29 protein-coding genes and 2 tRNA genes are annotated in these 21720 nt (G+C 72.1%); 19 read left to right on the forward strand and 12 right to left on the reverse strand.

The window, feature by feature from the left end:
- Positions 1 to 58 precede the first annotated feature (58 nt).
- Together OG500_RS36610 and cynR are read right to left on the reverse strand one after the other, a co-directional pair.
- Positions 59 to 226, reverse strand: coding sequence for a hypothetical protein (locus tag OG500_RS36610; RefSeq protein WP_329586822.1), 168 nt, complete (start codon positions 224 to 226; stop codon positions 59 to 61).
- Positions 227 to 339: 113 nt separating this feature from the next.
- Complete coding sequence (cynR, locus tag OG500_RS36615) at positions 340 to 1320, reverse strand: transcriptional regulator CynR (RefSeq protein WP_329586824.1); 981 nt, start codon at positions 1318 to 1320, stop codon at positions 340 to 342.
- Between the two features lie 125 nt (positions 1321 to 1445).
- On the opposite strand from cynR, the gene OG500_RS36620 reads away from it, so the two are divergent.
- The 6 genes from OG500_RS36620 to OG500_RS36645 all read left to right on the forward strand — a co-directional run bounded on the left by OG500_RS36620 (position 1446) and on the right by OG500_RS36645 (position 4206).
- Entirely contained in the window at positions 1446 to 2051 is a 606-nt protein-coding gene (locus OG500_RS36620) for a carbonic anhydrase (protein WP_329586827.1), read from the forward strand.
- Positions 2052 to 2137: 86 nt separating this feature from the next.
- Positions 2138 to 2608 (forward strand): cyanase, encoded by a 471-nt coding sequence (cynS, locus tag OG500_RS36625; protein WP_327071200.1) that lies wholly within the window; start codon positions 2138 to 2140, stop codon positions 2606 to 2608.
- Between the two features lie 144 nt (positions 2609 to 2752).
- A complete protein-coding gene (locus OG500_RS36630) occupies positions 2753 to 3253 on the forward strand; it encodes a nucleoside deaminase (RefSeq protein ID WP_327071201.1) in 501 nt (166 codons plus the stop codon).
- A complete protein-coding gene (locus tag OG500_RS36635; protein WP_329586832.1) occupies positions 3250 to 3663 on the forward strand; it encodes an NUDIX hydrolase in 414 nt (137 codons plus the stop codon). Before OG500_RS36630 ends, OG500_RS36635 begins: the two co-directional genes overlap by 4 nt.
- A gap of 52 nt (positions 3664 to 3715) precedes the next feature.
- On the forward strand, positions 3716 to 3850 hold the full coding sequence (locus OG500_RS36640; protein ID WP_329586835.1) for a hypothetical protein: 135 nt from the start codon (positions 3716 to 3718) through the stop codon (positions 3848 to 3850).
- A gap of 2 nt (positions 3851 to 3852) precedes the next feature.
- Positions 3853 to 4206, forward strand: coding sequence for an SDR family NAD(P)-dependent oxidoreductase (locus OG500_RS36645; RefSeq protein ID WP_329586838.1), 354 nt, complete (start codon positions 3853 to 3855; stop codon positions 4204 to 4206).
- Here the strand turns inward: OG500_RS36645 and OG500_RS36650 are convergent.
- The 5 genes from OG500_RS36650 to OG500_RS36670 form a co-directional block, all read right to left on the reverse strand.
- Positions 4181 to 4903, reverse strand: coding sequence for a 2OG-Fe(II) oxygenase (locus tag OG500_RS36650; protein ID WP_329586841.1), 723 nt, complete (start codon positions 4901 to 4903; stop codon positions 4181 to 4183). The two genes, OG500_RS36645 and OG500_RS36650, sit on opposite strands and share 26 nt — an antisense overlap.
- A complete protein-coding gene (locus tag OG500_RS36655; RefSeq protein WP_329586844.1) occupies positions 4900 to 5229 on the reverse strand; it encodes a tail fiber domain-containing protein in 330 nt (109 codons plus the stop codon). The genes OG500_RS36650 and OG500_RS36655 overlap by 4 nt, the downstream gene beginning before the upstream one ends.
- Before the next feature lie 98 nt (positions 5230 to 5327).
- The gene (locus OG500_RS36660) at positions 5328 to 5867 is read right to left on the reverse strand and encodes a hypothetical protein (protein ID WP_327071206.1); all 540 of its coding nucleotides are present in this window, start codon (positions 5865 to 5867) and stop codon (positions 5328 to 5330) included.
- 209 nt (positions 5868 to 6076) lie between these two features.
- Positions 6077 to 7312 carry a serine hydrolase domain-containing protein gene (locus OG500_RS36665; RefSeq protein ID WP_329586847.1) on the reverse strand — a complete coding sequence of 412 codons (1236 nt, stop codon included), beginning with the start codon at positions 7310 to 7312 and terminating at the stop codon, positions 6077 to 6079.
- Positions 7313 to 7468: 156 nt separating this feature from the next.
- Complete coding sequence (locus tag OG500_RS36670; RefSeq protein WP_329586850.1) at positions 7469 to 8437, reverse strand: alpha/beta hydrolase family protein; 969 nt, start codon at positions 8435 to 8437, stop codon at positions 7469 to 7471.
- Positions 8438 to 8625: 188 nt separating this feature from the next.
- Between OG500_RS36670 and OG500_RS36675 the strand changes: the two genes are divergently transcribed.
- The 5 genes from OG500_RS36675 (at position 8626) to OG500_RS36695 (ending at position 11798) form a co-directional block, all read left to right on the forward strand.
- Positions 8626 to 9246: a TetR/AcrR family transcriptional regulator gene (locus OG500_RS36675; protein WP_329586853.1), complete on the forward strand. Its 621-nt coding sequence runs from the start codon at positions 8626 to 8628 to the stop codon at positions 9244 to 9246.
- Between the two features lie 109 nt (positions 9247 to 9355).
- A tRNA-Arg gene (locus OG500_RS36680) sits at positions 9356 to 9445 on the forward strand.
- 40 nt (positions 9446 to 9485) lie between these two features.
- On the forward strand, positions 9486 to 10421 hold the full coding sequence (locus OG500_RS36685; protein ID WP_329586855.1) for a hypothetical protein: 936 nt from the start codon (positions 9486 to 9488) through the stop codon (positions 10419 to 10421).
- 125 nt (positions 10422 to 10546) lie between these two features.
- Positions 10547 to 11320 (forward strand): alpha/beta fold hydrolase, encoded by a 774-nt coding sequence (locus OG500_RS36690; protein WP_329586858.1) that lies wholly within the window; start codon positions 10547 to 10549, stop codon positions 11318 to 11320.
- The gene (locus OG500_RS36695; protein WP_329586860.1) at positions 11313 to 11798 is read left to right on the forward strand and encodes a MarR family winged helix-turn-helix transcriptional regulator; all 486 of its coding nucleotides are present in this window, start codon (positions 11313 to 11315) and stop codon (positions 11796 to 11798) included. Before OG500_RS36690 ends, OG500_RS36695 begins: the two co-directional genes overlap by 8 nt.
- Positions 11799 to 11888: 90 nt before the next feature.
- On the opposite strand, the gene OG500_RS36700 is transcribed toward OG500_RS36695, so the two are convergent.
- Positions 11889 to 12470, reverse strand: a complete 582-nt coding sequence (locus OG500_RS36700) for a hypothetical protein (RefSeq protein ID WP_329586863.1) — start codon at positions 12468 to 12470, stop codon at positions 11889 to 11891.
- A 172-nt stretch (positions 12471 to 12642) separates the two neighbouring features.
- Here OG500_RS36700 and OG500_RS36705 point away from each other — a divergent pair, with 172 nt between their 5' ends.
- A complete protein-coding gene (locus OG500_RS36705; protein WP_327071214.1) occupies positions 12643 to 13011 on the forward strand; it encodes a nuclear transport factor 2 family protein in 369 nt (122 codons plus the stop codon).
- Between the two features lie 36 nt (positions 13012 to 13047).
- Here the strand turns inward: OG500_RS36705 and OG500_RS36710 are convergent, their stop codons facing one another.
- Both OG500_RS36710 and OG500_RS36715 read right to left on the reverse strand, forming a co-directional pair.
- Positions 13048 to 13449 (reverse strand): carboxymuconolactone decarboxylase family protein, encoded by a 402-nt coding sequence (locus OG500_RS36710; RefSeq protein ID WP_329586866.1) that lies wholly within the window; start codon positions 13447 to 13449, stop codon positions 13048 to 13050.
- Positions 13449 to 14111: a class II aldolase/adducin family protein gene (locus tag OG500_RS36715; RefSeq protein WP_329586869.1), complete on the reverse strand. Its 663-nt coding sequence runs from the start codon at positions 14109 to 14111 to the stop codon at positions 13449 to 13451. The genes OG500_RS36710 and OG500_RS36715 overlap by 1 nt, the downstream gene beginning before the upstream one ends.
- Positions 14112 to 14235: 124 nt before the next feature.
- On the opposite strand from OG500_RS36715, the gene OG500_RS36720 reads away from it, so the two are divergent.
- The 5 genes from OG500_RS36720 to OG500_RS36740 all read left to right on the forward strand — a co-directional run bounded on the left by OG500_RS36720 (position 14236) and on the right by OG500_RS36740 (position 18105).
- Positions 14236 to 14664 carry a MerR family transcriptional regulator gene (locus OG500_RS36720; protein ID WP_329587926.1) on the forward strand — a complete coding sequence of 143 codons (429 nt, stop codon included), beginning with the start codon at positions 14236 to 14238 and terminating at the stop codon, positions 14662 to 14664.
- 127 nt (positions 14665 to 14791) lie between these two features.
- A tRNA-Arg gene (locus OG500_RS36725) sits at positions 14792 to 14881 on the forward strand.
- A 161-nt stretch (positions 14882 to 15042) separates the two neighbouring features.
- Positions 15043 to 15261: a hypothetical protein gene (locus OG500_RS36730; RefSeq protein WP_327071217.1), complete on the forward strand. Its 219-nt coding sequence runs from the start codon at positions 15043 to 15045 to the stop codon at positions 15259 to 15261.
- A 463-nt stretch (positions 15262 to 15724) separates the two neighbouring features.
- Entirely contained in the window at positions 15725 to 17197 is a 1473-nt protein-coding gene (locus tag OG500_RS36735; protein WP_329586872.1) for a DUF2252 domain-containing protein, read from the forward strand.
- Positions 17198 to 17316: 119 nt separating this feature from the next.
- On the forward strand, positions 17317 to 18105 hold the full coding sequence (locus tag OG500_RS36740) for an esterase/lipase family protein (RefSeq protein WP_329586874.1): 789 nt from the start codon (positions 17317 to 17319) through the stop codon (positions 18103 to 18105).
- 49 nt (positions 18106 to 18154) lie between these two features.
- Here the strand turns inward: OG500_RS36740 and OG500_RS36745 are convergent, their stop codons facing one another.
- The gene (locus OG500_RS36745) at positions 18155 to 19054 is read right to left on the reverse strand and encodes a C1 family peptidase (protein WP_329586877.1); all 900 of its coding nucleotides are present in this window, start codon (positions 19052 to 19054) and stop codon (positions 18155 to 18157) included.
- Between the two features lie 461 nt (positions 19055 to 19515).
- On the opposite strand from OG500_RS36745, the gene OG500_RS36750 reads away from it, so the two are divergent.
- Positions 19516 to 19755 (forward strand): hypothetical protein, encoded by a 240-nt coding sequence (locus tag OG500_RS36750; RefSeq protein ID WP_329587929.1) that lies wholly within the window; start codon positions 19516 to 19518, stop codon positions 19753 to 19755.
- 26 nt (positions 19756 to 19781) lie between these two features.
- Here the strand turns inward: OG500_RS36750 and OG500_RS36755 are convergent, their stop codons facing one another.
- Positions 19782 to 20870 (reverse strand): SCO2583/SCO2584 N-terminal domain-containing protein, encoded by a 1089-nt coding sequence (locus OG500_RS36755; RefSeq protein WP_329586880.1) that lies wholly within the window; start codon positions 20868 to 20870, stop codon positions 19782 to 19784.
- Positions 20871 to 20952: 82 nt separating this feature from the next.
- On the opposite strand from OG500_RS36755, the gene OG500_RS36760 reads away from it, so the two are divergent.
- Positions 20953 to 21459: an HD domain-containing protein gene (locus OG500_RS36760; protein ID WP_327071222.1), complete on the forward strand. Its 507-nt coding sequence runs from the start codon at positions 20953 to 20955 to the stop codon at positions 21457 to 21459.
- The last annotated feature ends 261 nt before the right edge of the window (positions 21460 to 21720 follow it).

The raw sequence follows: 21720 nt of genomic DNA on the forward strand, positions 1-21720 counted from the left end.
GCCGGTGGCGGGGCGCCCGCCGCAGGACACGGGGACCGCAGGCGTCAGCCGAGTCGCGTCACCCTGCGGTGGGGTGTTCCGGTGGCGCGTCGGCGGACGACTCCGTGGGCGGCTGGCGCAGGAACCGAAACACCATGCACGGGATGGTGAGGGCCAGCAGCACCTCGCCGGTCCACGCCCACCAGGCCATGCCGCGGTAGTCCATCCAGCCGGCGGCTGCCAGCATCGGCGATGTGTAAACCCCTGTCATCGGCCACACGCGTCGTCTGTGCCGCACCTGCTGATCGTCCATGCAGCGATCTTCGCGCTCCCGACAGCCCGTGCACCATGGGCTGACCGTCATTCACCGGGATCGAGCAGGCCCTCGGCGCCGTGCGCGCCGGGGGCCTGCCGCGCCGTGGGCGGGGCGTAGCCGCGGTCGCGGATGTGGTCGGCGGTGAGCCGGGTGAACGCCCGGGCGGCGGCGCTCCGGTAGGCGTTGTCGCGCCGCAGCAGGGCCACGGTCCGTGTGGGGAGGGCGGGTTCGAGGGGGAGGGGGGAGAGGTGGGGGTGGTCGTGGGTGATGGCGTCGGGCAGCACGGTGGCCAGGTCGGTGCGCTGGACGATCTCGGTCAGGGCCTGGATGGAGTTGGCCTCCACCGTGATGCGCGGCTGCACCCGATGGCCGGCGAAGTAGGCGTCGATGTGGCCGCGGGTGGCGAAGTCTCCGCTCAGCAGCGCCAGTTGACGGTTGGCGATCTCCCGTACGGGTAGCGGCCCCTGCGTGCCCTGTACGCCCGTTGTGCCCGCCGCGGGCCGGTCGGCGCTCGTGACCAGACTGAGGGTCTCGGTGAACAGGGCGGTGGCGGCGATCCCGGGCAGGTGGGGGCCGTCGAAGGCGATGCCGAGGTCGAGGTCGTCGGCCAGCAGGTCGGCCTCGATGCGGTCCTGGGTCATCTCCCTGACGTCCAGGGTGAGGCCGGGGTGGCGGGTGTGGAACTCGGCGGCGAGGGGGCCGATCAGGTAGGCGGTGAAGGTGGGGGTGAGGGCGAGGCGCAGGTGGCCGCGGGAGAGGTCGGCGACGTCCAGGACGGCGCGCTCGGCCGCGGCCAGGTCGCGCAGCGCCCGGTGGGCGTAGTGCACGTAGGTCTCGCCGGCGTCGGTGAGGCGGACGGTGCGGCCGGTGCGGTCCAGCAGCTGGGCGCCGACGGTGCGCTCCAGCTGCTTGATCTGCTGGGAGAGGGTGGGCTGGGAGATGCGCAGGTCCTCGGCGGCGCGGGTGAAGTTCGCGTGCTCGGCGACGGCGATCAGGTAGCGCAGGTGACGGAGTTCCAGGGCCATGCGGCCAACTATAGATGTCATCGATCGAAGGCATTGGCAAGAGGTCTTGGACTCTATAGCTGCTGGTCATGCATGGTGGATCTCGTCAGCCCCACCGGGGCGGACAGCCACCGAAGGGAGTGACCATGCACAAGCTCACGACCACGCACCCGCTCACCGAGGGCGTCGCGCGGTTCCGGCGTGAGGCCTTCCCGGCCAGAGCGGAGCTCTTCGCCGAGCTGGCGACCACCCACCGGCCGTCGACGCTCTTCATCAGCTGTTCCGACGCCCGCGTGGTGCCGGAGCTGATCACCGGCAGCGAGCCGGGCGAGCTGTTCGTCATCCGTACCGCGGGGAACCTCGTCCCCGCCTACGCACCCGGCCCCGACGGCATCGCGGCCAGCATCGAGTACGCGGTCGCGGTGCTCGGCGTCACCGACATCGTCGTCTGCGGCCACTCCGCCTGCGGCGCGATGACCGCGCTGGCCGAGAGCCACGACCTGGGCGCCCTGCCGACCATCGCCGACTGGTTGCACCACGCGGACGCCGCGCTGGCCCGCACCACCACGGCCGGGGTCGACGCACTCGTGCGGAGCAACGTCCACGCCCAGCTGGCGAACCTGGTCACCCACCCGTCGGTGGCCCGCGCCCTGGTGCAGGGCACGGTCACGCTGCACGGCTGGTGCTACGACATCGGCAGCGGCGCCGTCGAGGAGCTCGATGTCGCGGACCCCTTCGCCGCCGCGGCCTGAACCCCCACTCCGCTCCCCGACAGTTCCGATCCCTCCGACAGTTTCGAACCGCAACAGTTCTGAACCACCCGAAAGGACCTCCTCTCATGGTGCACGCCCAGTTCGACAACACCGCTCGTCAGGCCCTGGCCGCCAAGGCCGTGGATGCCAAGATCCGCAAGGACCTGTCCTGGCAGCAGATCTCCGACGCCGCGGGCCTGTCGGTCGCCTTCGTCACCGCCGCCGTCCTCGGCCAGCACCCGCTGCCCAAGGCCTCGGCCGAGGCCGTGGCCGAGCTGCTGGACCTGGACGCTGATGACACGCTGGTGCTGCAGACCATCCCGACCCGCGGCTCCATCCCCGGCGGCATCCCCACCGACCCGACGATCTACCGCTTCTACGAGATGCTCCAGGTCTACGGCACCACCCTGAAGGCCCTGGTCCACGAGCAGCTCGGTGACGGCATCATCTCCGCGATCAACTTCAAGCTGGACGTGAAGAAGGTCGCCGACCCCGAGGGCGGCGAGCGCGCCGTCATCACCCTGGACGGCAAGTACCTGCCGACCAAGCCCTTCTGATCCGCCGCCTGCCCGATCCACCACCTGCCCGATCCACCTGATCGGCAGGCCCCTGATCGGCAGTACCCGGGGCGGGCCCGCGACGGAGCCGGCCCGCCCCACCCCCGCACTCCCGCTCCACCCGCCCTCCCGGAAGGAACCCCCATGGACTTCGCGCAGCGCACGATCGACATCGCCCGCAGGAACGTCGAGGAGGGCGGCCGCCCGTTCGCGACCGTCATCGTCAAGGACGGCGAGATCCTCGCCGAGTCCCCCAACCGGGTCGCGCAGACCAACGACCCGACCGCGCACGCCGAGATCCTCGCCATCCGCGAGGCGTGCACGAAGCTGGGCACCGAGCACCTGACCGGCACCACCATCTACGTGCTGGCCCACCCCTGCCCGATGTGCCTGGGCTCGCTGTACTACTGCTCGCCGGACCAGGTCGTCTTCCTCACCACTCGCGAGGACTACGAGCCGCACTACGTCGACGACCGCAAGTACTTCGAACTCGACTCCTTCTACGGCGAGTTCGCCAAGGACTACACCGAGCGCCGGCTGCCGATGCGCTACGAGGGCCGCGACGCCGCGGTGGACGTGTACAAGCTGTGGCAGGAGCACAACGGCGGCGAGCGTCGCGTGGCCGGCGCTCCCACCGCACGATGACCGTGCCCGAGGTGATCGAGAAGGTGGCGTGGATCCGGCTGGACGGCGGCCGGCTCCTCGCCACCCGCACCCACGGCCGCGAGCTGTTCTACCTGCCCGGTGGCAAGCCCGAACCCGGCGAGACCCACGAACAGGCCCTGGTACGCGAGATCGCCGAGGAACTCGGCGTCACCCTGGATCCCGCCACCCTCGCACCCGTGCTGACCCTGGCGGCCCCGGCGGACGGCAAGCCGGCGGGCACGCTGGTGCGCACCTTCTGCTTCACCGGCGAGGGCGTGGGCGAGCCGGCACCCCGCGGAGAGATCGCCGAGATCACCCACCTCACCCACAGCGACCACCCGCGCGCCAGCCCCGTCGTCCGGCAGCTCCTGGACCGGCTGGCGGCCACCGGCGAGCTGCTGCGCTGGTAGCGGCGCCCGGTGCCCGCCCGAGCTCCGGGGGGATCGCGGGTGTCGTCAGTCGGTGACGTTGCCCTGCAGCCTGTCGAGTACGCGCTCGAACTTCGACCGCGCGATCCGCACCAACATCCGCGGCACGTTCCTCGGTATGAAGTACCAGATCGCGGCGATGCTGCATGGGCCGGGCGGGCGATCGTGAACATGGCCTCGATCGCCGGCCTGCACGGCGTGGCCGGCCTCGCCGGTTACACCGCCGGCAAGGCCGGGATCATCGCGCTGACCCGGGTCGCGGCACTGGACTACGCCGAGCAGGGGATCCGGGTCAACGTCGTGGCACCGGGCCCGATCCTCACCCACCGCCTCGAAGCGGCGGGCGAGCAGGCGCAGTTGCTGGCGGCCGGGGCGACGCCGATGCGACGGGTCGGACGAGTCGGGGAGGTGGCGGCGACGGTGCTGTGGCTCTGCTCCGGCCAGGCCTCGTTCGTCACCGGGGCGGTACTGCCCGTCGACGGCGGCCAGTTCGCCGGAGTCAGGCCGCCGCAGATGCACCGGTAGGGGCAGGCGGTTCGCTCGGATCGGGGCTGCACAGCCAGCCGTTGACGGCGAAGCGGCTGTCCGCGTGCTGCCTGCTCGGGCAACGGACCGGCCGTACCTCGTGCCAGGCGGTCGGGCGGAAGAACACGATGCTGTCGTGCTCGGGCTCCCAGTCCCGCCAGCTCTGCTGCCTCCAGTCGCCGGTCGTCGCGGTGTGCAGCGGCAACGCGGCGTCGAACACCCGCAGTTCGCCGCCCTCGAAAGGCCGGGGCGTGCGATGGAGGTAGTACACGAAAGTGAGCAGCCGCCTGGGGGCGAACTCGGCGCTGGTGTCCTGGTGCGGCCGGTAGAAGTCCCCGTCGTTGTGCACGTTGAGGCCGTAACTGGGTTCGGTGTACCGGCAGGAGACGCCAAGGGTGTGCTCGACCGCCTCCAACACCTCGTCGATGGCCGTCAGCAGCTCCGGCGCGGCGAAGTCCGGGCAGGAGCGGGACCGGCGTACGTCGGGGACCAGCTCCTGGTCCCGGATCAAGGAGGGCTTCAACGCGTCGCCGGTGGCGGCGACGGCGCGTTGAAGCAGGGCGCCGGCCGTCTGCTCACCGAGGAGGTGCGTGATGCGGCAGACCGTCGCCGGAAGCCGCCAGATCGCGTCGGTGGAGATCGGCGACGGCTGGTCCGTCGCCTCGGACGGTTCGGCCGCGGTGTCCTGGATCGTCATGCCGTGCTGCCTTCCGGATCGCGATGAGTGTTCCGCAGCCGGCCCACTTCGGCCGTGAGCTCTTCCACGCGGCGGTTGAGGGCCTGGACGCACACCAGGGCGACACCGAGGGCGTCGACCACGGGGATGGTGGTGCCGTCCTGGTTGAAACCGAAGGCGGCCTGCCAGTCCTGGGCCATCGGCCCCAGGTGGCGCACGTCCTCGGGCTCCCAGAGGTAGCGCCAAGTGCTGATCGGCAGCGCGGCCACCGTCTCCAGGACCGCGTAGCCGTTGACCGCGCCGACCGGGGCCACCGTGCCCGTCTCCGGCCCGTCCGTCTCCCGCACGTCCGTCTCCGGCGTGCCCGGCTCCCGCGTGCCGGGCGAACGACGGTCCGGCGCACCCTGGTTGGTCGCCCGGGACCGCCGGTGGAAGAGCCGCACCGCTACCGGCTCCAGTCGACCGGGAGCACGTCCTGCTTGAGCCCGCGGTCGCTGCAGACGGCGCACGGGTTGCCCGGGACGCCGGGGCCCTGGTCGGTGCCGACGGTGATCGCCCCGTGGGCCCCGGCCGGGGCGTGCACGCCGTCGCCGACCAGCGCGGCCTCGTAGCCGCCCAGCAACTCCTGCAGGGTCCCCGGGCCCAGGTCCTCCGGAGCGGCGATCGCGGCGATGCCGGTGTCGTCCGTGTAGGCCATCCCCAGTGTACGGCCGCCCATGGTGGCGAACACGACCTTCGCGCCGCGGATGGGCTCCCCGGTCACCGCGTCGGACGCCATCGCCTGGATGTTCTCCAGCTGCATCTGGGTGACGTTCAAAGTGGCCTGACTGGCCGTCAGTCGGGTCGGCTGCAGGTTGGGGCACTGCGCCCCGCTGCACGGCGCCGCCGACGGGGCGGTCGCCGACGCGGTGACAGCACTGCCCGCGCCCAGCGATGCCAGGGCCACGGCCAGCACCGCGACGGACTTCCGGCCTACAGAACTCATGTCCACTCCCAGCACGCAACGGGCGCCGCCCCTTCGGACGACCCGACCGAGCGTAGCCACGCCCATCCGGCCCAACCAGCCGACAATCGCCAGTTCGCGCAATCTGATGAACAGTCAGCACGGTTGTGACGAACACGATCGACGCGCACAAACCCATGAGCGATCGCCGAGGTGCCGGCCCGGCACGCGTGCGTCAGTGGGTGCGCGCGTCAGTGGGCGCCGGCAGGGTTCTGCGGCGGGGTGAGGACGGCGGCGATGAGGCGGTTGGCGAGGGCGGGGGTGCTGGGGGCGTCCGAGGTCGCGGTGCCCGCGTCGTAGACGACACGCAGCCGCAGGTCGCGCGTGGCGAAGAAGGCGCCCGCGTAGCCGAGGTCGTGCCCGGTCTTGCCCCAGAGCACGGTGCCGTCCGGCAGCGCGATGGTCTTGACGCCAACGCCGTAGCAGGCCTTGCCGGTTGCCGGACCGGTGTTGCAGTCGCTGCCGTCCACGTACGGTACGGGGTTTCCGTTGCCGTCGCGCGGCAGTGCGAACAGCTCGTCGAGCTGGGCGGTGGCCAGCAGCCTGCCGCCGTACAGCGCGGTGACGAAGTGGTCGAGGTCGGCGGCGGTGGAGATCATCGCACCGGAGTCGTCGGCCTGCCTGGTGACGTCGACCGGCCGGCCGGTGCTGTCGGTGACGTAGCCGTGCAGGGCGGGCCGGGGCATCCGGGAGTCGCCCGCGGGCGCGGTGGTCTGGTTCAGGTGCAGGGGGCGCAGCACCCGGGCGGTGACCTCGTCGGAGAAGGAGTGGCCGGTCACTTGCTCGATGACCGCGCCCGCGACGCGGTAGCCGAGCGAGCTGTACTCCTGCTCGGTGCCCGGTGTGAAGTGCAGCGGCGGCGTGGAGCCGTCCGCCGGGAACAGGCTGGCGCGGATGATCTCGTCGAAGGTGAAGTAGTCGAGGCGCTCGTCGAGGACCTGGTCGACGGTCGGGTTCGGGATGCCGAAGCTCATCGCGGGCAGTCCGCTGGTGTGGTTGAGCAACTGCCGTACGGTGATGGGTGGGTAGGAAGCGGGCAGGGTGCCGGGCAGGTAGTGCTGGACGGTCTGGTCGAGGTCGACCCGGTGCTCCGCCTCCAGCTGGAGCAGGACCACCGCCACGAAGGTCTTGGACATGCTGCCGATGTGGAAGTGCGCGTCGGGCGAGATCGTCCGGCCGGTGAAGGTGTCGGTGGAACTGCCCTGCCACACCTGGTCGGGCGTGGCGACCCGGGCCACCTGGCCGCTCATCCGGTCGCCGGGTTCGAGTGCCACGGCCGCGTCCAGCGCGGTGGTGTTCAGCGCGGGGCTGGACGCGGTGAGTGCCGGGCCGTGCGGTTCGGCCGCCGCCGCCGGGAGGACGCTCGCCGAGGCCAGTGCGGCGGTGGCGAGGAGCAGCGGGGTGAGACGGCGCTTGAGGGTGTGCATCGGTGTCCTTGGGGTGATCAGGGGCCTCGGTCGAACGCCCGCGAACATCCTGGTCCTTCGTGATCGGACGGCGCATCAGGTGCGACCCCGGACCGCCCCGGAGACGGACCCTGACCGGCGTCAGGGTCCGCTGTCCGGGGTGATCAGCTGGCGGGCCTACTTGGACTCGACCCGGCCGAGCGGGTCGGCACCGGCCGCCAGTTCGTCACATGCCGTCTGCCAGGACCGGTCCCCGGGGTGGAGCTGGGTGCGCAGGTAGGCGCAGGTGAGCCGTTGGACGGCGGCGACCCGCTCGGGGTTCTCGTCCGTGGTCTCGGCGACGTCGTATCCGGCGATGCCGCCGAGCCCGTGCTCGGCGTCGACCAGGGTGAGCAGGGACTTGGGGCCGGGGGCGAGCTGGTACGGGTCGGTGTGCCAGGCCGGACCGCGGACCGTCAGGTGGGCGGAGTCGTCCTTGTCTCCGGCGACCACGAGGGTGGGCGTGGTCATCCGGGAGAAGTCCATGGCGGAGAGGAAGGAGAGGACCCCGGCCGCGGAGTCGCTGAGCGCGTCGCCGCCCCGGCCCGGCGCGGCGAGCAGGACACCCGCCTTGATCCGGGGCTCGGCCAGGTCCACCTCCGTTCCGTCGTCGGGGTCGGTGAGCCGGGCACCCAGCAGCAGGCTCGCGGTGTGCCCGCCCATCGAGTGGCCGGCCACGGCGACCTTGCTGTGGTCCAGGCGCCCGCGGAGCTGCGGGACGGCGGCCTCGATCGCGCCGAGCCGGTCGAGGATGCGCGTCATGTCCTCGGCGCGCGACCTCCAGTACAGCGGTGCGCCAGGGGTGTTGGGGTCCAGGTTCAGCGTCCGGGAGCTCAGGTGGGTGGGCTGGATCACCGCGAAGCCTTGCGCCGCCCAGTAGTTGGCGAGGGGGGCGTAGCCGTTCAGCGAGGAGAGGTGGTTCGAGTGGCCCTGGCCGTGCGAGAGGAGGATGACCGGCAGGCCGGCCCCGGTCACGGGCGCGGAGACCCGCACCTGCAGGTCCACGGCCCGGTCGGGCGTCGGCAGCACGACCGGACTGACCGAGAGGACCGGGGTGGGCGAGGTGGGCGAGGCGAAGGAGTCGGTGGGGCGGGCGGATTCACTCATGGTGGGCAGGTCCCTTCGAGGGCCTCGGCCGCCGGCCGCGGTCGGTCGGCGGGGGAGGCGGTGGGGAGCGTCGGGCTTCGGTCACGGGCCGTCCGGCCCCGAGGTTGAAGCGGAGCGTTGTTCCATTTACGATACGGAACAGGGTTCCGCTTTGTCAAAGGTCACAAGATCACGGTGAGGAGCGTGCGATGCCCGCTGCAGTCCCCTCCGGGGAGGTGCCGGCCAGGACCAGGCGGGCCGACGCGCAGCGCAACGAGCACAACCTGCTCGCCGCCGCGGCCGCGGTGTTCGCCGGCTCGGGCATCGATGCGCCGATCCGGGAGATCGCCGCCGTCGCGGGCGTCGGCGTGGGGACGGTCTACCGCCACTTCCCGACCCGGACCGACCTCGTCGTCGCCGTCTACCGCCACCAGGTCGAGGCCTGCGCCGAGGCCGGCCCCAGACTGCTGGCCGGCACCGACTCGCCGTTCGCGGCACTCCGCCAGTGGGTCGACCTCTTCGTCGGCTTTCTGGTCACGAAGCACGGGCTCGCCAACGCGCTCGGGTCCGACGCCGACGGCTTCGACGCACTCCACCGCTACTTCCTCGACCGCCTGGTCCCCGTCTGCGCCCACCTGCTCGACGCCGCGGCCGACGCGCACGAGATCCACCCTGGCACGCACGCGTACGAGCTGATGCGCGGTATCGGCAACCTCTGCATCGGACGCGACGGCGACCCGCGTTACGACCCCCGCCGACTGGTCGACCTGCTCCTCGCCGGACTTCGGCGCCCGCAGCCGCTCCGACCCGGCCGGACGTCATGCGGGTGACGTCAGCCGGGGGTCAGTGGCGGGTCAGCGGCAGGTCAGTGGGGCGGGTCATAGTTGGTGGCACAGGACGGACCGCGGCGGGCAGGGCAGCCGGAGCGGTCGGTCCCGGGGAGAGGTGCCCGGAGTGGTTGATCGGGGACCGGGGCGCCTGGCTCCGGTCGGGCGCAAGCCCACGCAGGTTCGAATCCTGCCTTCTCCGCCTGACGCACCGTCTCGCCCGGCCCCGTAGGCTCGCGTCCATGATCTCCGAGGTGAACGCGCGCGAGCTGTACGAGGCGCTGATGTGGCACGAGGGTCCCGACCCGCACCGGGCGGCCGTGCTGCCGTGGCTCGCACGGGCCGACGGCGACTACCGCGCCCGGCTGGCAGTGGCGGCCGAGTGCAGCGGTTGGTGGAGCGAGCAGGGGGAGGCGCCCGGTGGCCAGGACCTCCTCTGGGAGCTCTACGGCCTGAGCCGGGTCAGCGACTGGCTGCTGCTCGCCTTCCAGCCTCCCGCCGAGGAGCCTTCGGCCGCGGGGCCCGCCACCGCCACCGCCATCGAGCCGGCCACCGTCACCGCCGCCGCCGAGCACGAGTACCTCGCCCTGTTCACCACGCTGGGGATGACGCCGTTCGACGGGAGCGCCTTCGACCCGTTCCTGCACGAGATCGTCGAGGTCGAGCAGGCCGACGACCCGCACGCCCCGATCGAGATCACCGAGGTCCGCTGGCCCGGTCTGATGCTGGGCCGACTGCTCTTCAGCCGGGCCGGCGTGCGGGTCCGTGCCGGTGCCGAGCACGCCCGGCGCGGCGTCGCCGACCGCTCGCCCCTGTACTGGACCTTCCGGCGCCGCAACCGCCCCACGATCGACTCCTCCCGGGGCTGGGGCAGCAACTCGCAGTGGCGCACCGACTTCCGCCTCGACTACCGCACTCCGACCGCCGACCGGCTCAACGTCGCCGGCGACCGCCCGATCGACGGCAGCACCGACCTCGCCCCCGACCACCCGGCGAACCTCAGCCCCGAGGAGCGGCTCCTGACCCCCGGCGAACGACGCGAACTCCTGCGCCACCGCTGCCTCCTGCGGCCCCCCGGCGCCGCCGCCACGCTGGCCGCGTCATCGGGCTGGGAGGGCGACCTGATGCTCTTCGACTGGCGGCTGCCCGATTCCGACTCGCCTTCCCGCGCCGCCTGAGTGGCGATGCCTCGCACGCGTCCGGCGTCGTCGGCCGCGTCGCCGCTCCGCTTGTTCGATATCGCGTTCGATATATGACCCAGCTTACATGTGTCACGACATATATGTCGCGTAACATGTTCTCCATGAACACTGCGACCACTGCGAACACCGCAGAGAAGAGTCCGACCCTCGTCTTCATCCCCTGCCTCTCCGGCGCCCCGTGGAGCGCCGAACAGCTCGCCCCCTACGGCGAGGCGGCCAAGCGCACGCTGCGCCTGCCCGAAGGCGTCCGTGACATCGAGCGCTACGCCGACCACGTCGAGAACGCGATCGCGGACCTCGACGACTACGTGCTGGTCGGCGACTCGTTCGGTGCGAACATCGCGCTCGCGCTCGCCACTCGCCGCCCGCAGGGACTGCGCGCCCTGGTGCTGTCCGGCGGATTCGCGGCCAACCCGATCGACTCGAAGCCGCTGAAGGCGCTGGCGCAGGTGATGGGCAAGGCGCCCGGCCCGATCTACCGGCAGCTGACGCTGCGAGCCCATGTCCACCGTCTCGCCTCCCCGTTCGACGGCGAGGGCCAGGTGCACTGGAGCGAGGCCCGCAGCCGCGAACTGTTCCTCGCCAACACCCCGGCCGCCTCCTACGGTGCGCGCGTTTCGGCGATCTTCGCGGCCGACTACGTCGACGTGCTCGGCCGGATCCAGGTCCCGACCCTGATCCTGACCCCCGCGCACGACGTGCTGATCGGCGAGAACGCCGCCAAGATCATGCTCGCGGGCATTCCCGACGCCCGGGAGGTCGTGCTGCCGCGGACCGGCCACATGTTCCGCTTCTCCCACCCGGCCACCTATGCCGGCGCGGTCACGGACTTCACCGCCGCCCTGCCGGCCACCCGACAGGACGCCGATGCGTAAGGCCGAACACCTGCGGTACGCGATCCTGGCAGCCCAACGCGAAGGCAACCGGCTGCTGACCCAGGCCCTCAAACCCCACGGCATCACACCGTCGCAGGCCGAGGTGCTGCGCCTGCTCCAGCAGCACGGCACCTTGAGCCTCAACGGGCTCGGACAGCTCCTGGTGTGCGAGAGCGGCACCAACCCCAGCCGGCTGGTCGAACGCGCCGTCGCGGCCGGGCTGGTCGAGCGCCGCACCGACGCCGAGGACCGCCGCTACCTCCAACTCAGCCTCACCCCTGAGGGTGAACGCCTGGCCACCACGGTCGCCGGCATCGAAGAGGCCGTCTACACCTCGATCGACACCGCCTCCGACGGCCTGGAGACCGACGCGCTGCTCGACTTCCTGCACAGGCTCATCGACACCCTGCCCGCGGGCGAGGCCCTCAACAAACGCCTCAGCCTCGACCAGGAGCAGCTGGAGCAGCTGGAGCCGTGACCAACAGGCTGTCCGGGTGAGGTCTTTGATCCAGATCATCGGGGCGGGGACGGTCGTGGAGCCGACGCCGACCAGGGACAGGCCGGTGGCTCAGGGGACGAAGTGGGCTCCCAGCAGACCGCGGCCGGCCTCGGCTGCGGCGCGCCATACCGGGGGGACTCCGTCGAGGAGCGTGTCGATGTCGGCCCGGGTGCCCTCGTCGCGCAGGGCGGCGGTCAGGAGGTGTTCGGCGTGGGGCCGGCTCTGGGGGCTCCAGGTGAAGGCGTGTTCGACGGCGGGGAGGGTGTCGCGGACCTGGGCGGGGGTCAGGATGAGGTCTCCGAACCAGCCGGGCAGCTGGGCGAACCGCTCAGGGCCGAGGGCGAAGGCCAGCGCGGCCGCCGGGAAGGAGTTGCGGGCGGAGGCGGCGAGGTAGGGGAGGGATTCGTCGCGGCCGTGGTTCCAGGCCTCGTAGACGAGACAGATCCGCTCGTCCAGCGCGGACGGCGCGGCGGATTCGACGAAATCGTGCCGGGAGGCCTCGGTGCTTCCCACCTCCTGCCACCACCGGAGGAGGTCCTTGGAGGTGGGATGTGCCGCCTCGTCCTCGATGGCCGGCCGAAGCTCCGGTGCGTACCGCGTGATGGCCTCGGCCTTCATCGGCACCAGGCACCACATCCCCAGGAAGCTCAAGGCGTCCCCCTCCGTCGACCGTTCGTCCTGGCGCCATGCTGCCATCGCGGTCCGACAGGCATGGGTCGAGCCCTACCTATGCGTGACCGATTCCACCGCTCCGGATCCGGCCTACCTTTTTGACCAGCGGGAAACGCCGCGAAGCACGGAGAATCCGAAGAGGAGCAGGAACATGACGAACATTCAGGACCTCGCCGCCCAGTACCTCGCCACCTGGAACGAGACCGACGCCGAGGCCCGCCGCAAGCTGATCGACACCTACTGGGCCGCCGACGCGACCTACACCGACCCGCTGGTCGAGGCGGCGGGCCGGGACGCGATCGACGCCACCATCGGCGCCGTGCAGGCCCAGTTCCCCGGCCTGGTCTTCACCCTGGGGGCGAACGGGGTGGACGCCCACCACCGGATCGGCCGCTTCACCTGGGACCTCGGTCCGGCCGGCGCCGAGGCGCTGGTGGTCGGCTTCGACGTCCTGGTCGCCACCGAGGACGGCCTGATCGCCTCGGTGCTCGGCTTCCTGGACCAGGTCCCCGCGGCCTAGGTGTTCTCCCCCGTGAGGTCGGGGAAGCCGTGGTGGTCAGCCTGCCGCGGGGCCTTGCAGCGGCAGGACGGCGATGATGTCGATGCCGAGCGCGTAGGCCGGGACGCCCGCGGTGATCAGTGCGGTCTCGGCGACGCCGATGAGGTCGGCGGGGCCGGCGCCCGCGTGGAGGGCGCCGCGGGCGTGGATCCGGGCGGGGTCCGCACGGCCGAGGGCCAACAGCTGTCCGAAGTGGACCAGTTGCTGCACCCGCGCGCCCAACGGACTGTCGGCCAGGACGATGTGCCGCAGGCTCGCGATCGCCTCCTCGGTGGGGAGGCGGCCGAAGTCCTGGGCCAGGCGCAGCCGTTCCTCCACGCCGTGCGGAACGGCTCCGAGCGTGCTGCGGTAGCGGTCCCGGATTGCCTCGGTGCGCCGGGGGAGGGTGTCGTCCGCCATCAGGAGACCCGCGCGATCGCGGCTCGCACGTCCGCCAGGGCGCCGTCGGGGAAGTCCACGGCCCCGCCGATCGCCGCCGCGGCGAGCTCGGCCTCGGCGCTCTCCTCGATCGCCACCACCAGGTGGGCGGTGGCTGCCGAGTCCGGGCCGAAGACCAGCAGGCCGTGGTTGGCCAGCAGGACCGCGGCCGTCGTCGGGCGGTCTGCCAGGACGGCGGCGATGCCGCGCACCGACACGTCCGACCCGCGCGGGCCCCAGGGGACCACCGGGACGTCCTCGGCCTGCCCGAAGCGCAGCATCGGCTCGGTCCGGCACGGCAGCGGCCGGTGGGCCACCGCGAAGGCCGTCGCGGCGGGCGAGTGGGTGTGGATGATCGCGCCCACGTCGGGGCGGGCGCGGTAGACGGTGCTGTGCATGGCGATGATCTCGGCGCTGACGGACTGCAGCGCGCCCGCGAGGACCTGACCGTCGGGACCGACGGTCGCCAGCTGCTCGGGCCGCAGCCCGCGGACGAACCCCGGCGTCAACAGGAAGCGCCCGCCGTCGAGCCGGGCACTCAGGTTGGCGTGCCCGGAGTGGGACATCACCCCGGCCGTGAAGAGGTTCTCGGCGGCTTCGACGAGCTGGTGGGCCCGCTCGTTCTCCACGCGTGTGTCGGTCATGTCGGTGACTCCGAACTCGGTTGCCGGCGGCTGTTCCATTCGCCGCCGGCCGGCTGCGGACCACTCTTCAACTTGAACTAAGGTTTAAGTCAAGCGGACGGGACGAGGGGCGTGCGGCGTGCGTATGACGATCGGCCGACTCGCCGAGATCACCGGGGTACCCGCCTCGGCCATCCGGTTCTGGGAACGCCACGGCCTGCTGCCGGCGCCCGAACGTCAGGGCGGGCAGCGGCGCTATCCGGCGGAGACCGCCGAGCGGATCGTGCTGTTGCGCAAGTGCCAGCAGGCCGGGCTGTCGCTGGCCGAGATCGGCGAGCTCCAGCAGGAACGGTCGCGCAGGCAGGCGATGATCCGGGCCAAGGTCACCGAGATCGAGCAGCGCATGGTCGACCTCGAACACGCCCACCAGATGCTGACGCACGCCCTTCAGTGCAGCCGGGAGGACATCGTCGACTGCCCGAAGTTCCGTGAGCAGATGGCGACTTGGCGGACACCGGGAGCAGCGGAGGGTGAGGGCGGCGGTCGTCGACCGTCAGCCTCCGGGAGCAGCTAGGCCGGCGTGCGGGTGACGTCAGCCGGGGGTCAGTGGCGGGTCAGTGGCAGGTCAGTGGGGCGGGTCATAGTTGGTTGCACAGGGACGGACCGCGGTGAGCAAGGTGGCCGGAGCGGGTCGGTCCCCGGGAGAGGTGCCCGGAGTGGTTGATCGGGGACCGGGGCGCCTGGCTCCGGTCGGGCGCAAGCCCACGCAGGTTCGAATCCTGCCTTCTCCGCCTGATGCCGGATGCCGGACGCTGGCTGTTCCGACACCCGGCTGTTCCGGTGGCCGGCTGTTCCGACAGCCGGGCGCTCGGCTGCCGCGCGACCCGCTCCCGACCCGGCCCGGGCGGGACCCCGACGAGGGAAGCCGGCCGGGTCTGACAGACTGGGGATCATGACCGTTGACCGCCGCAGCCTCGGGCTGCCCGCCTTCTCCGAGCCCGTCACCGACAGCTCCGTGCCCGCCCAGTCCGCTGCGCGCCGCCCGGCGCCGCTGGAGCAGGGCGCGGACTTCCGCGAGCCGCCCGGCGAGGAGGAGCCGGCGCCGAGCCCGGTCCGCCGCGCTGTGGGCCTCGGGGGCCTCACGTTCTCCGACCCGGACCGGCAGATCTGACCGGAGCCGCAGGGTAACCACCTGTAGCGACTGGAGCCCGCCCGGTGCGGGCGGGCACAGCCGGCGGGCCCGGGGTGGGTGGGCCCAGCCGGTGGGGGAGGAGCTCAGGCCGGCTGCTCGGGCCGCTGGACGCGTGTGTCCCGCCGGGGAGCCTGGTCGAGTAGCTCGACGCGTGTGATCCGCCCGTCGGCCACGTCCCGTGCGGTGATGAACGTCACCGTCTGCCCGGCGTCCGGGCTCGTCCGGGTGATGTCGTCCCCCCTGCCGCCCCGGCGGACCGCACCCTTAGCTGGGAGGGGCCGGGCCGGGCTGGGCGAGCGGGCGTCGTGGGCCGGGCTGCGGTACGGGCCTGGGGCGCGCGCGGGCTGCCGGGCGGCGACTGGGCGGAGCAGACTGGACAGGGAGTCCCCCAGAGCGTCGCTGATCGGTCCGATCGGGCGGCGCGGAGCCAGGAGGTGCTTCGATGACCCAGGAAGCAGCCACGATCGAAGCAACCACGGTCGAAGCAGCCAGGGCCGCCGACCCCGCGCGATGGCAGACGCCCGAGCAGCGGGCCGCCCGCGGCAAGGCGGCTCGCGAGGCCGCGCCCCGGTCGAGCCACGCGTGGTTCGAGCCCGCCGCGCATCGACCCGATCCGGTGCAGGTCCTGGAGGGCCAGTCGGCCACCAGGGTGCCCGAGCTCGTGCCGATCCGCTACGGCCGGATGACCGAGTCGCCGTTCCGCTTCTACCGGGGTGCCGCCGCGATCATGGCCGGCGACCTGGCCGCCACGCCGAGTTCCGGGATCAGAGCCCAACTCTGTGGCGACGCACACCTGTTGAACTTTCGGCTGCTGGCCTCGCCGGAACGCCACCTGCTGTTCGACATCAACGACTTCGACGAGACGCTGCCCGGCCCGTGGGAGTGGGACGTCAAACGCCTGGCCACCAGCCTGGTGATCGCGGGGCGCGCCAACGGCTTCACGGACGCCGAACGCGCCGCCATCGTGCTGGCGACCGTGCGGTCGTACCGCGAGTCGATGCGCCGGTTCGCGGGCCTGGGCAATCTCGCCGTCTGGTACGCCCAGGCCGACATGGCGAAGGTGCAGGACGCCCTGGAGTTCGGGCAGTTGGAGGAGCGGGAACGCCGCCGCATGTCCAAGGCCATCGCGAAGGCGCACACCCGGGACAGCCTGCAGGCCTTCGACAAGCTGACCGAGGTGGTCGACGGCAGACGCCGGATCCAGGCCGACCCGCCCCTGCTGGTGCCGATCGCCGACCTGCTCCCCGGGGCCGAACGGGACGTGCTGGAGGGCGAACTCCGCGAACTGCTCGAACGCTACGGGCGCTGCCTGCAGTCCGACCGCAGAGCGCTGCTCGGACAGTTCCGGATCGTCGACATCGCCCGGAAGGTGGTGGGCGTCGGCAGTGTCGGTACGCGGTGCTGGATCATCCTGCTGCTCGGCAGGGACGGCGAGGACCCACTGTTCCTGCAGGCCAAGGAGGCGGACCAATCCGTGCTCGCCCCCTATGCCGGCGGGAGCGAGTACGCGACCCAGGGCGAGCGGGTGGTGGCCGGGCAGCGGTTGATGCAGGCCGCCAGCGACATCTTCCTCGGTTGGGAGCGGGTCCACGGCATCGACGGCCGCCAACGCGACTTCTACGTCCGCCAGTTGCGCGACTGGAAGGGCATCGCCGTGCCGGAGCTGATGTCGCCGACCGGCCTGCTGGCGTTCGGCGAGTTCTGCGGCGCCACGCTCGCCCGCGCCCATGCGCGCTCCGGGGACCGGATCGCCATCGCCGCCTACCTGGGGCGGAGCGACACCTTCGACCGGGCACTGGCGACCTTCGCCGAGAGCTACGCCGACCAGAACGAACGCGACCACCGGGCCCTGGTCGACGCGGTGCGCACCGGGCGGGTCAGGGCCGAGCAGCCGGCGGCTGCGGCTGCGGCTTGAACCACGGAGCCCTGGTGCCTTGGTGCCCGGGTTTCCGGCTTCTCGTCACGGTCGTGAGGGGGACCCTCTAGCATGGGTTTGTCGGATGCATGTCACATGCTCCTGGGGAGGGCCCGCCGTTGCGCCGCTTCATCACCACCGCCCTGGCCGCTGCCGCGGCCGTGACCCTGCTGGCCTCGCCCTTCGCCGGTCCGGCGATCGCCGCGCCGGCCGAGGCCGCTGTGCCCAATGAGGTCGCTGTGCCCGCTGTGCCCACTGAGGACGCCACCACGACTCCGGTCGTCTTCGTCCACGGCCGCAACGCCCCGCCGGCCGTGTGGGGCACCATGGAGGCCGCGTTCGAGGCCCAGGGCTATCCGGCCGGTCGGCTCTTCGCGTTCGACTACGACACCTCGCAGTCCACCAACGAGACGGTGGCGGGACAGCTGTCCGCCTACGTCGACCAGGTGCTGCGGCAGAGCGGCGCCGGTCAGGTCGACATCGTCGCGCACAGCCTGGGAAGCCTCTCGGCCCGCTGGTACGCCAAGTTCGGCGCGGGCGGTGGCAAGGTCAGGAACCTCGCCACCCTCGGCGGCCCCAACCACGGCACCGACCTCGCCTGGGCCTGCAGCCTGTGGGACCAGGGCTGCCGCGACATGACGCCCGGCTCCTACGTCGTCAGCCACCTGGACGACGGCAGTGAAACCCCGGCGCCCGTCCGGTACTTCGCGTTCTGGTCGCCCTGCGACGAGCAGATCCTCCCGAACGCGAGCGCCGAACTGGACGGCGCCGCTGACGTTCGGACCGGCTGCCTGAAGCACAACGCCCTGCTGACCGACCCCACGGTCGCCGCCCAGGTCATCGCGGCCCTGACCGACGCCCCGGCAGTGGGCGCCCACACCCCGGGATCGGGTGCCCACGACGGATGAGGGCAGCAGCGTGGGCCGCGCCCCGGCGGGGGCGCGGCCCACGGGCGGGTCAGTAGACGCCGCCGCCGGTGTTGACGATCGAGCCGACCGCGTCGGCCTCCTCGATCTGGTTGGTGACGAAGCGCCACGGCACGGTGAAGTAGCCGTTGGCGCCCCACGAGGAGCCCCACGAGTTGGCGATCTTCACGCCCTGGGAGTTGTAGCCGACGATGGCCACCTCGTGGCCGCCCAGCGGCTGCCCGGCCAGTTCACTGCTGGTCGGGTAGTACGAGTAGTTGGCCGCGGTGGCGGGGGTGATGTCCTCCAGGCTCTGGTACACCTCGAAGGCGAAGACCACCGGCTGGCCCTTGGCGAGCGAGGTCTTGATCTCGCTCTGCAGGGAGCTGCCGGTGCGCAGGGCGGTGTAGCCGGAGAGCTTCCAGTGGGCCGCGTTCGTCTTCTCGGCCGCGGTGGGCTGGGTGGTGTAGTCGAAGTCGCCCTGCCAGTAGTCGGCCTTGGTGTCCAGGCCCTGGCTGGTCAGGATCTTGAAGTGCTGGCTCGCGTAGCTGCCTTGGTCGTCGCCCCGGGCGATCTGGGCGTAGGTGTACATCGGGGCGTGCGGAGCGCCCTGGATGCCCTGCTCGCCCTCCAGGATGCCGATGGCCGAGTAGTCGATGGCCCACGCCACGCAGGAGCCGACCTGGCCCTGGTCGCCCACCTGCGGAAGGTAGTTGCTAAGGTCCACGCTGGCCGGCACCGTGGCGGCGGGGGCGAGCGCGTGCGGGGCCAGTGCGGCGCCGCCGCTCTGCTGCGCCGCCGGGTCGGGCAGCGCGCCGAGCGCGAAGTGGTGGTGGCCGTGGGCCGGGGTGGCGGGGGCCGCGACCGCGGCGGGGATCGCGGCTGCGCCGAGCGCGCCGGCTATCGCCAGGACCGCGATGGCACGGCCGCGCAGGCTCTTGTTCTTGGACACGTGTGTTTGTTCTCTCTCTCGTGGGGGTCGCGCTGCCCGGCGGCGGATGGGGGCAGCCCGGCAGCGTCACAGAAAGCGGCTTCCGGGCCACAGGGCCGGCAGCACGGAACACGGTCGAACGGTCGAACGTCGAACAGGACGGCAGAGCAGGGCGGTTGAGGTGCATGAGGGGGGAACCGCGCAGCCGTCAGCGGAACATGACTCACCTTAGGCTTATGCGTTCCAAACAAACCAGGCCGTCTATTGGACATGACCACAACACGACAAACGGCTCTCATAGTCGACACCGGGCTTGCGCTCGGGTCTCCGGTTGTGCCGCACCGCCGAGGCGAGTCCGGGCGCGCCCGCCTTGACAGATTAGGTAAGGCTTACCTAATTTAGGGCCCATGTTCCGCGATCACAGCGACGTCACCGGCCCGTCCACCGGCCCGTCCACCCGTCCGTCACGCCTGCGGGTCGGCCTGCTCCCCATCGACCCGCAGGCCGACCCCGGGCGCCGCACCTGGGTGGCCTGCCCCGGCTGCGACGACGCGCGCGACTGCGCGGCCTGCGCGGAGCGGCGCACTTGTGGTGAGCACTGGCGCTACCTGCTCTCCAACACCGGCAGTCTGCTCCACCTGCAGTGCCCCGCTTGCACGCACGTCTGGGACCACGAGACCGGCTTCGGTGCCACCCGGCACCAGCACTGCCGACTGGCCTGAAGTCCCGCGCCGGAAACCCTCGTGCCCTACTGGGGCAGCCGGTTGTCGGCGCTCAGGACGTCGCCCTGCACCGCCGAGCCCGTCGCCCGGCGTACCGCGCCGATCGCCGGGTCGGAGATCGAGACGGTGAGCGTGCAGGACGGCTGCCCGGTGATGGTGTTGTGCGAGTCGACCGGCGGCGAGAGCCGCTGCAGCACCGCGTAACCGTTGATGCCGGGGCACAGGGCCTGGGCCGGCAGCGTCACCCGGGCGGACCCGCCGTGCGCCGCCCCGATGTGGATGGCGCCACTCGCGGTGCGGGGCGTGCCGGCGTCCAGTGTGACGGGCAGGCCGTGGGCGCCGGCGACCAGCCCGTCGGGGCCCTCGATCTCCACGGCCACGCCCTCGGGGCCCAGCGGCTGGCTCAGGTCCAGCGGCTGGAGGCCGTCGCCCGGCGCGAGGAGGAGGTCGATGGTGAACCGGCCCGGGTCGTGGGCCGAGCTCGCCCCGAACCCGTAGGAGCCGAGCATGAGTTGCGGGCCGGACGGCGGGCTGCCGACCGGCTCCGCGAGGGCGACGGGGGCGACGCCGGTGGTGCCGGGGGCCGAGGTGGGAGCCGATGCGGGAGCAGCGGGCAGCGGGAAGTGGTGGAACCCCTTGACGCCGCACTCCCCGCCGTCGGAGACCCCGCCCCCGGGCAGCGCGGCATCCGTCGACGGCCGCGGGGATCCGGGGCTGCCCTGGGACGGGGTGCGGCTGCCGGAGCCGAACGCGGACAGCAGCCCTTGGCTCGGTCCGACGGCGATGGTGACCAGGGAGAGCAGCACGGCCAGCACGGCCAGCAGCAGGTACCACGGCCTGGAGCGCTCCTTGCGCCCACGGGCGCGGGCCTTTCCGGCGGGCCCCGTCGACCAGCGGCGGCCACCGGGATCCACCGGGGGTTCGTGGTGCCAGCGCGCCGAGAGCATCCGGGTTCTGGCCGCCGGCTCCTTGACGGAGGCGCTGCGGATGAAGTCCTCGTCGAGCACCAGCCCGTCGAAGGGATCCGGTGTCGTCGGTTCCTGCTCCGGTCCCGGTTCCGGCCCCTGCCCCGGCTCCTCGGAGGGATGTGGTTCCTGGTCATCGGCTATCGGCACGGCGTCAGTATGCCCGGGTGTCGCGGCACACCGTTCGTCGGGGATCATCGAACCCGGTAGCAGCGAAGAGGGGGACTCCGAGATGGCAGCTCTGACGGTCGCCGAGGCCGACGCACTCGCGGCGCTGGCCCACGCCGGGCAGGTCGACAAGATCGGCGTTCCCTACGTCGAACACGTCCGCGCCGTGGCCCACGGGCTCGCACCCCTGGGCAGTGTCCTGGAGATGGCCGGGCTGCTGCACGACGTCATCGAGGACACGGACCGGACCGCCGACCACCTCCTCGACGCCGGCGTGCCCCGGGCCGTGGTGGACCTGGTCCGGGCCGTCACGAAGCGCCCGGGCGTGCCCTACGACGAGATGATCCGCCAGGTGGCCGCCGATCCACTGGCCTGCCTGGTGAAGATCGCCGACAACGCCCACAACGCGCTCCCGGACCGCGCCGCCCGCCTGCCCGAGGACAAGCGAGCGCAACTGGCCGCGAAGTACGCCGCGGCCCGCCGGGTGCTGTGGCCGGCGGCGGAGCGCCGGGACGTCGAGACGATCCTGCGCCGGGTGAACCCGGCACTGCTGGCGGAACTGGACGCGTGAGGCGCACCGTTCGGACGTGCCAGTGCCAGTGCCAGTGCCAGTGCCAGGCCCGGCTCGCCGCCGGCACGAGGAGATCCTGCACCGTCGTCGGTCAGCGGCGGCGGCCACTGGCGCGACCCGCCTCGCCGCTCCCCGCGGTACCAGCAGACTTGGCGGCCAGCAGGGCGGTGCGGACGCGTACCGCGCCCTGAGGCGTGACGGGGGCTTCACCACCGACGGCCACTGCTCGGTTCCCAAGGCCCGCACAGCCGCGGCAGACGC

The organism is Kitasatospora sp. NBC_01250 (assembly GCF_036226465.1).
Taxonomy (GTDB): Bacteria; Actinomycetota; Actinomycetes; order Streptomycetales; family Streptomycetaceae; genus Kitasatospora.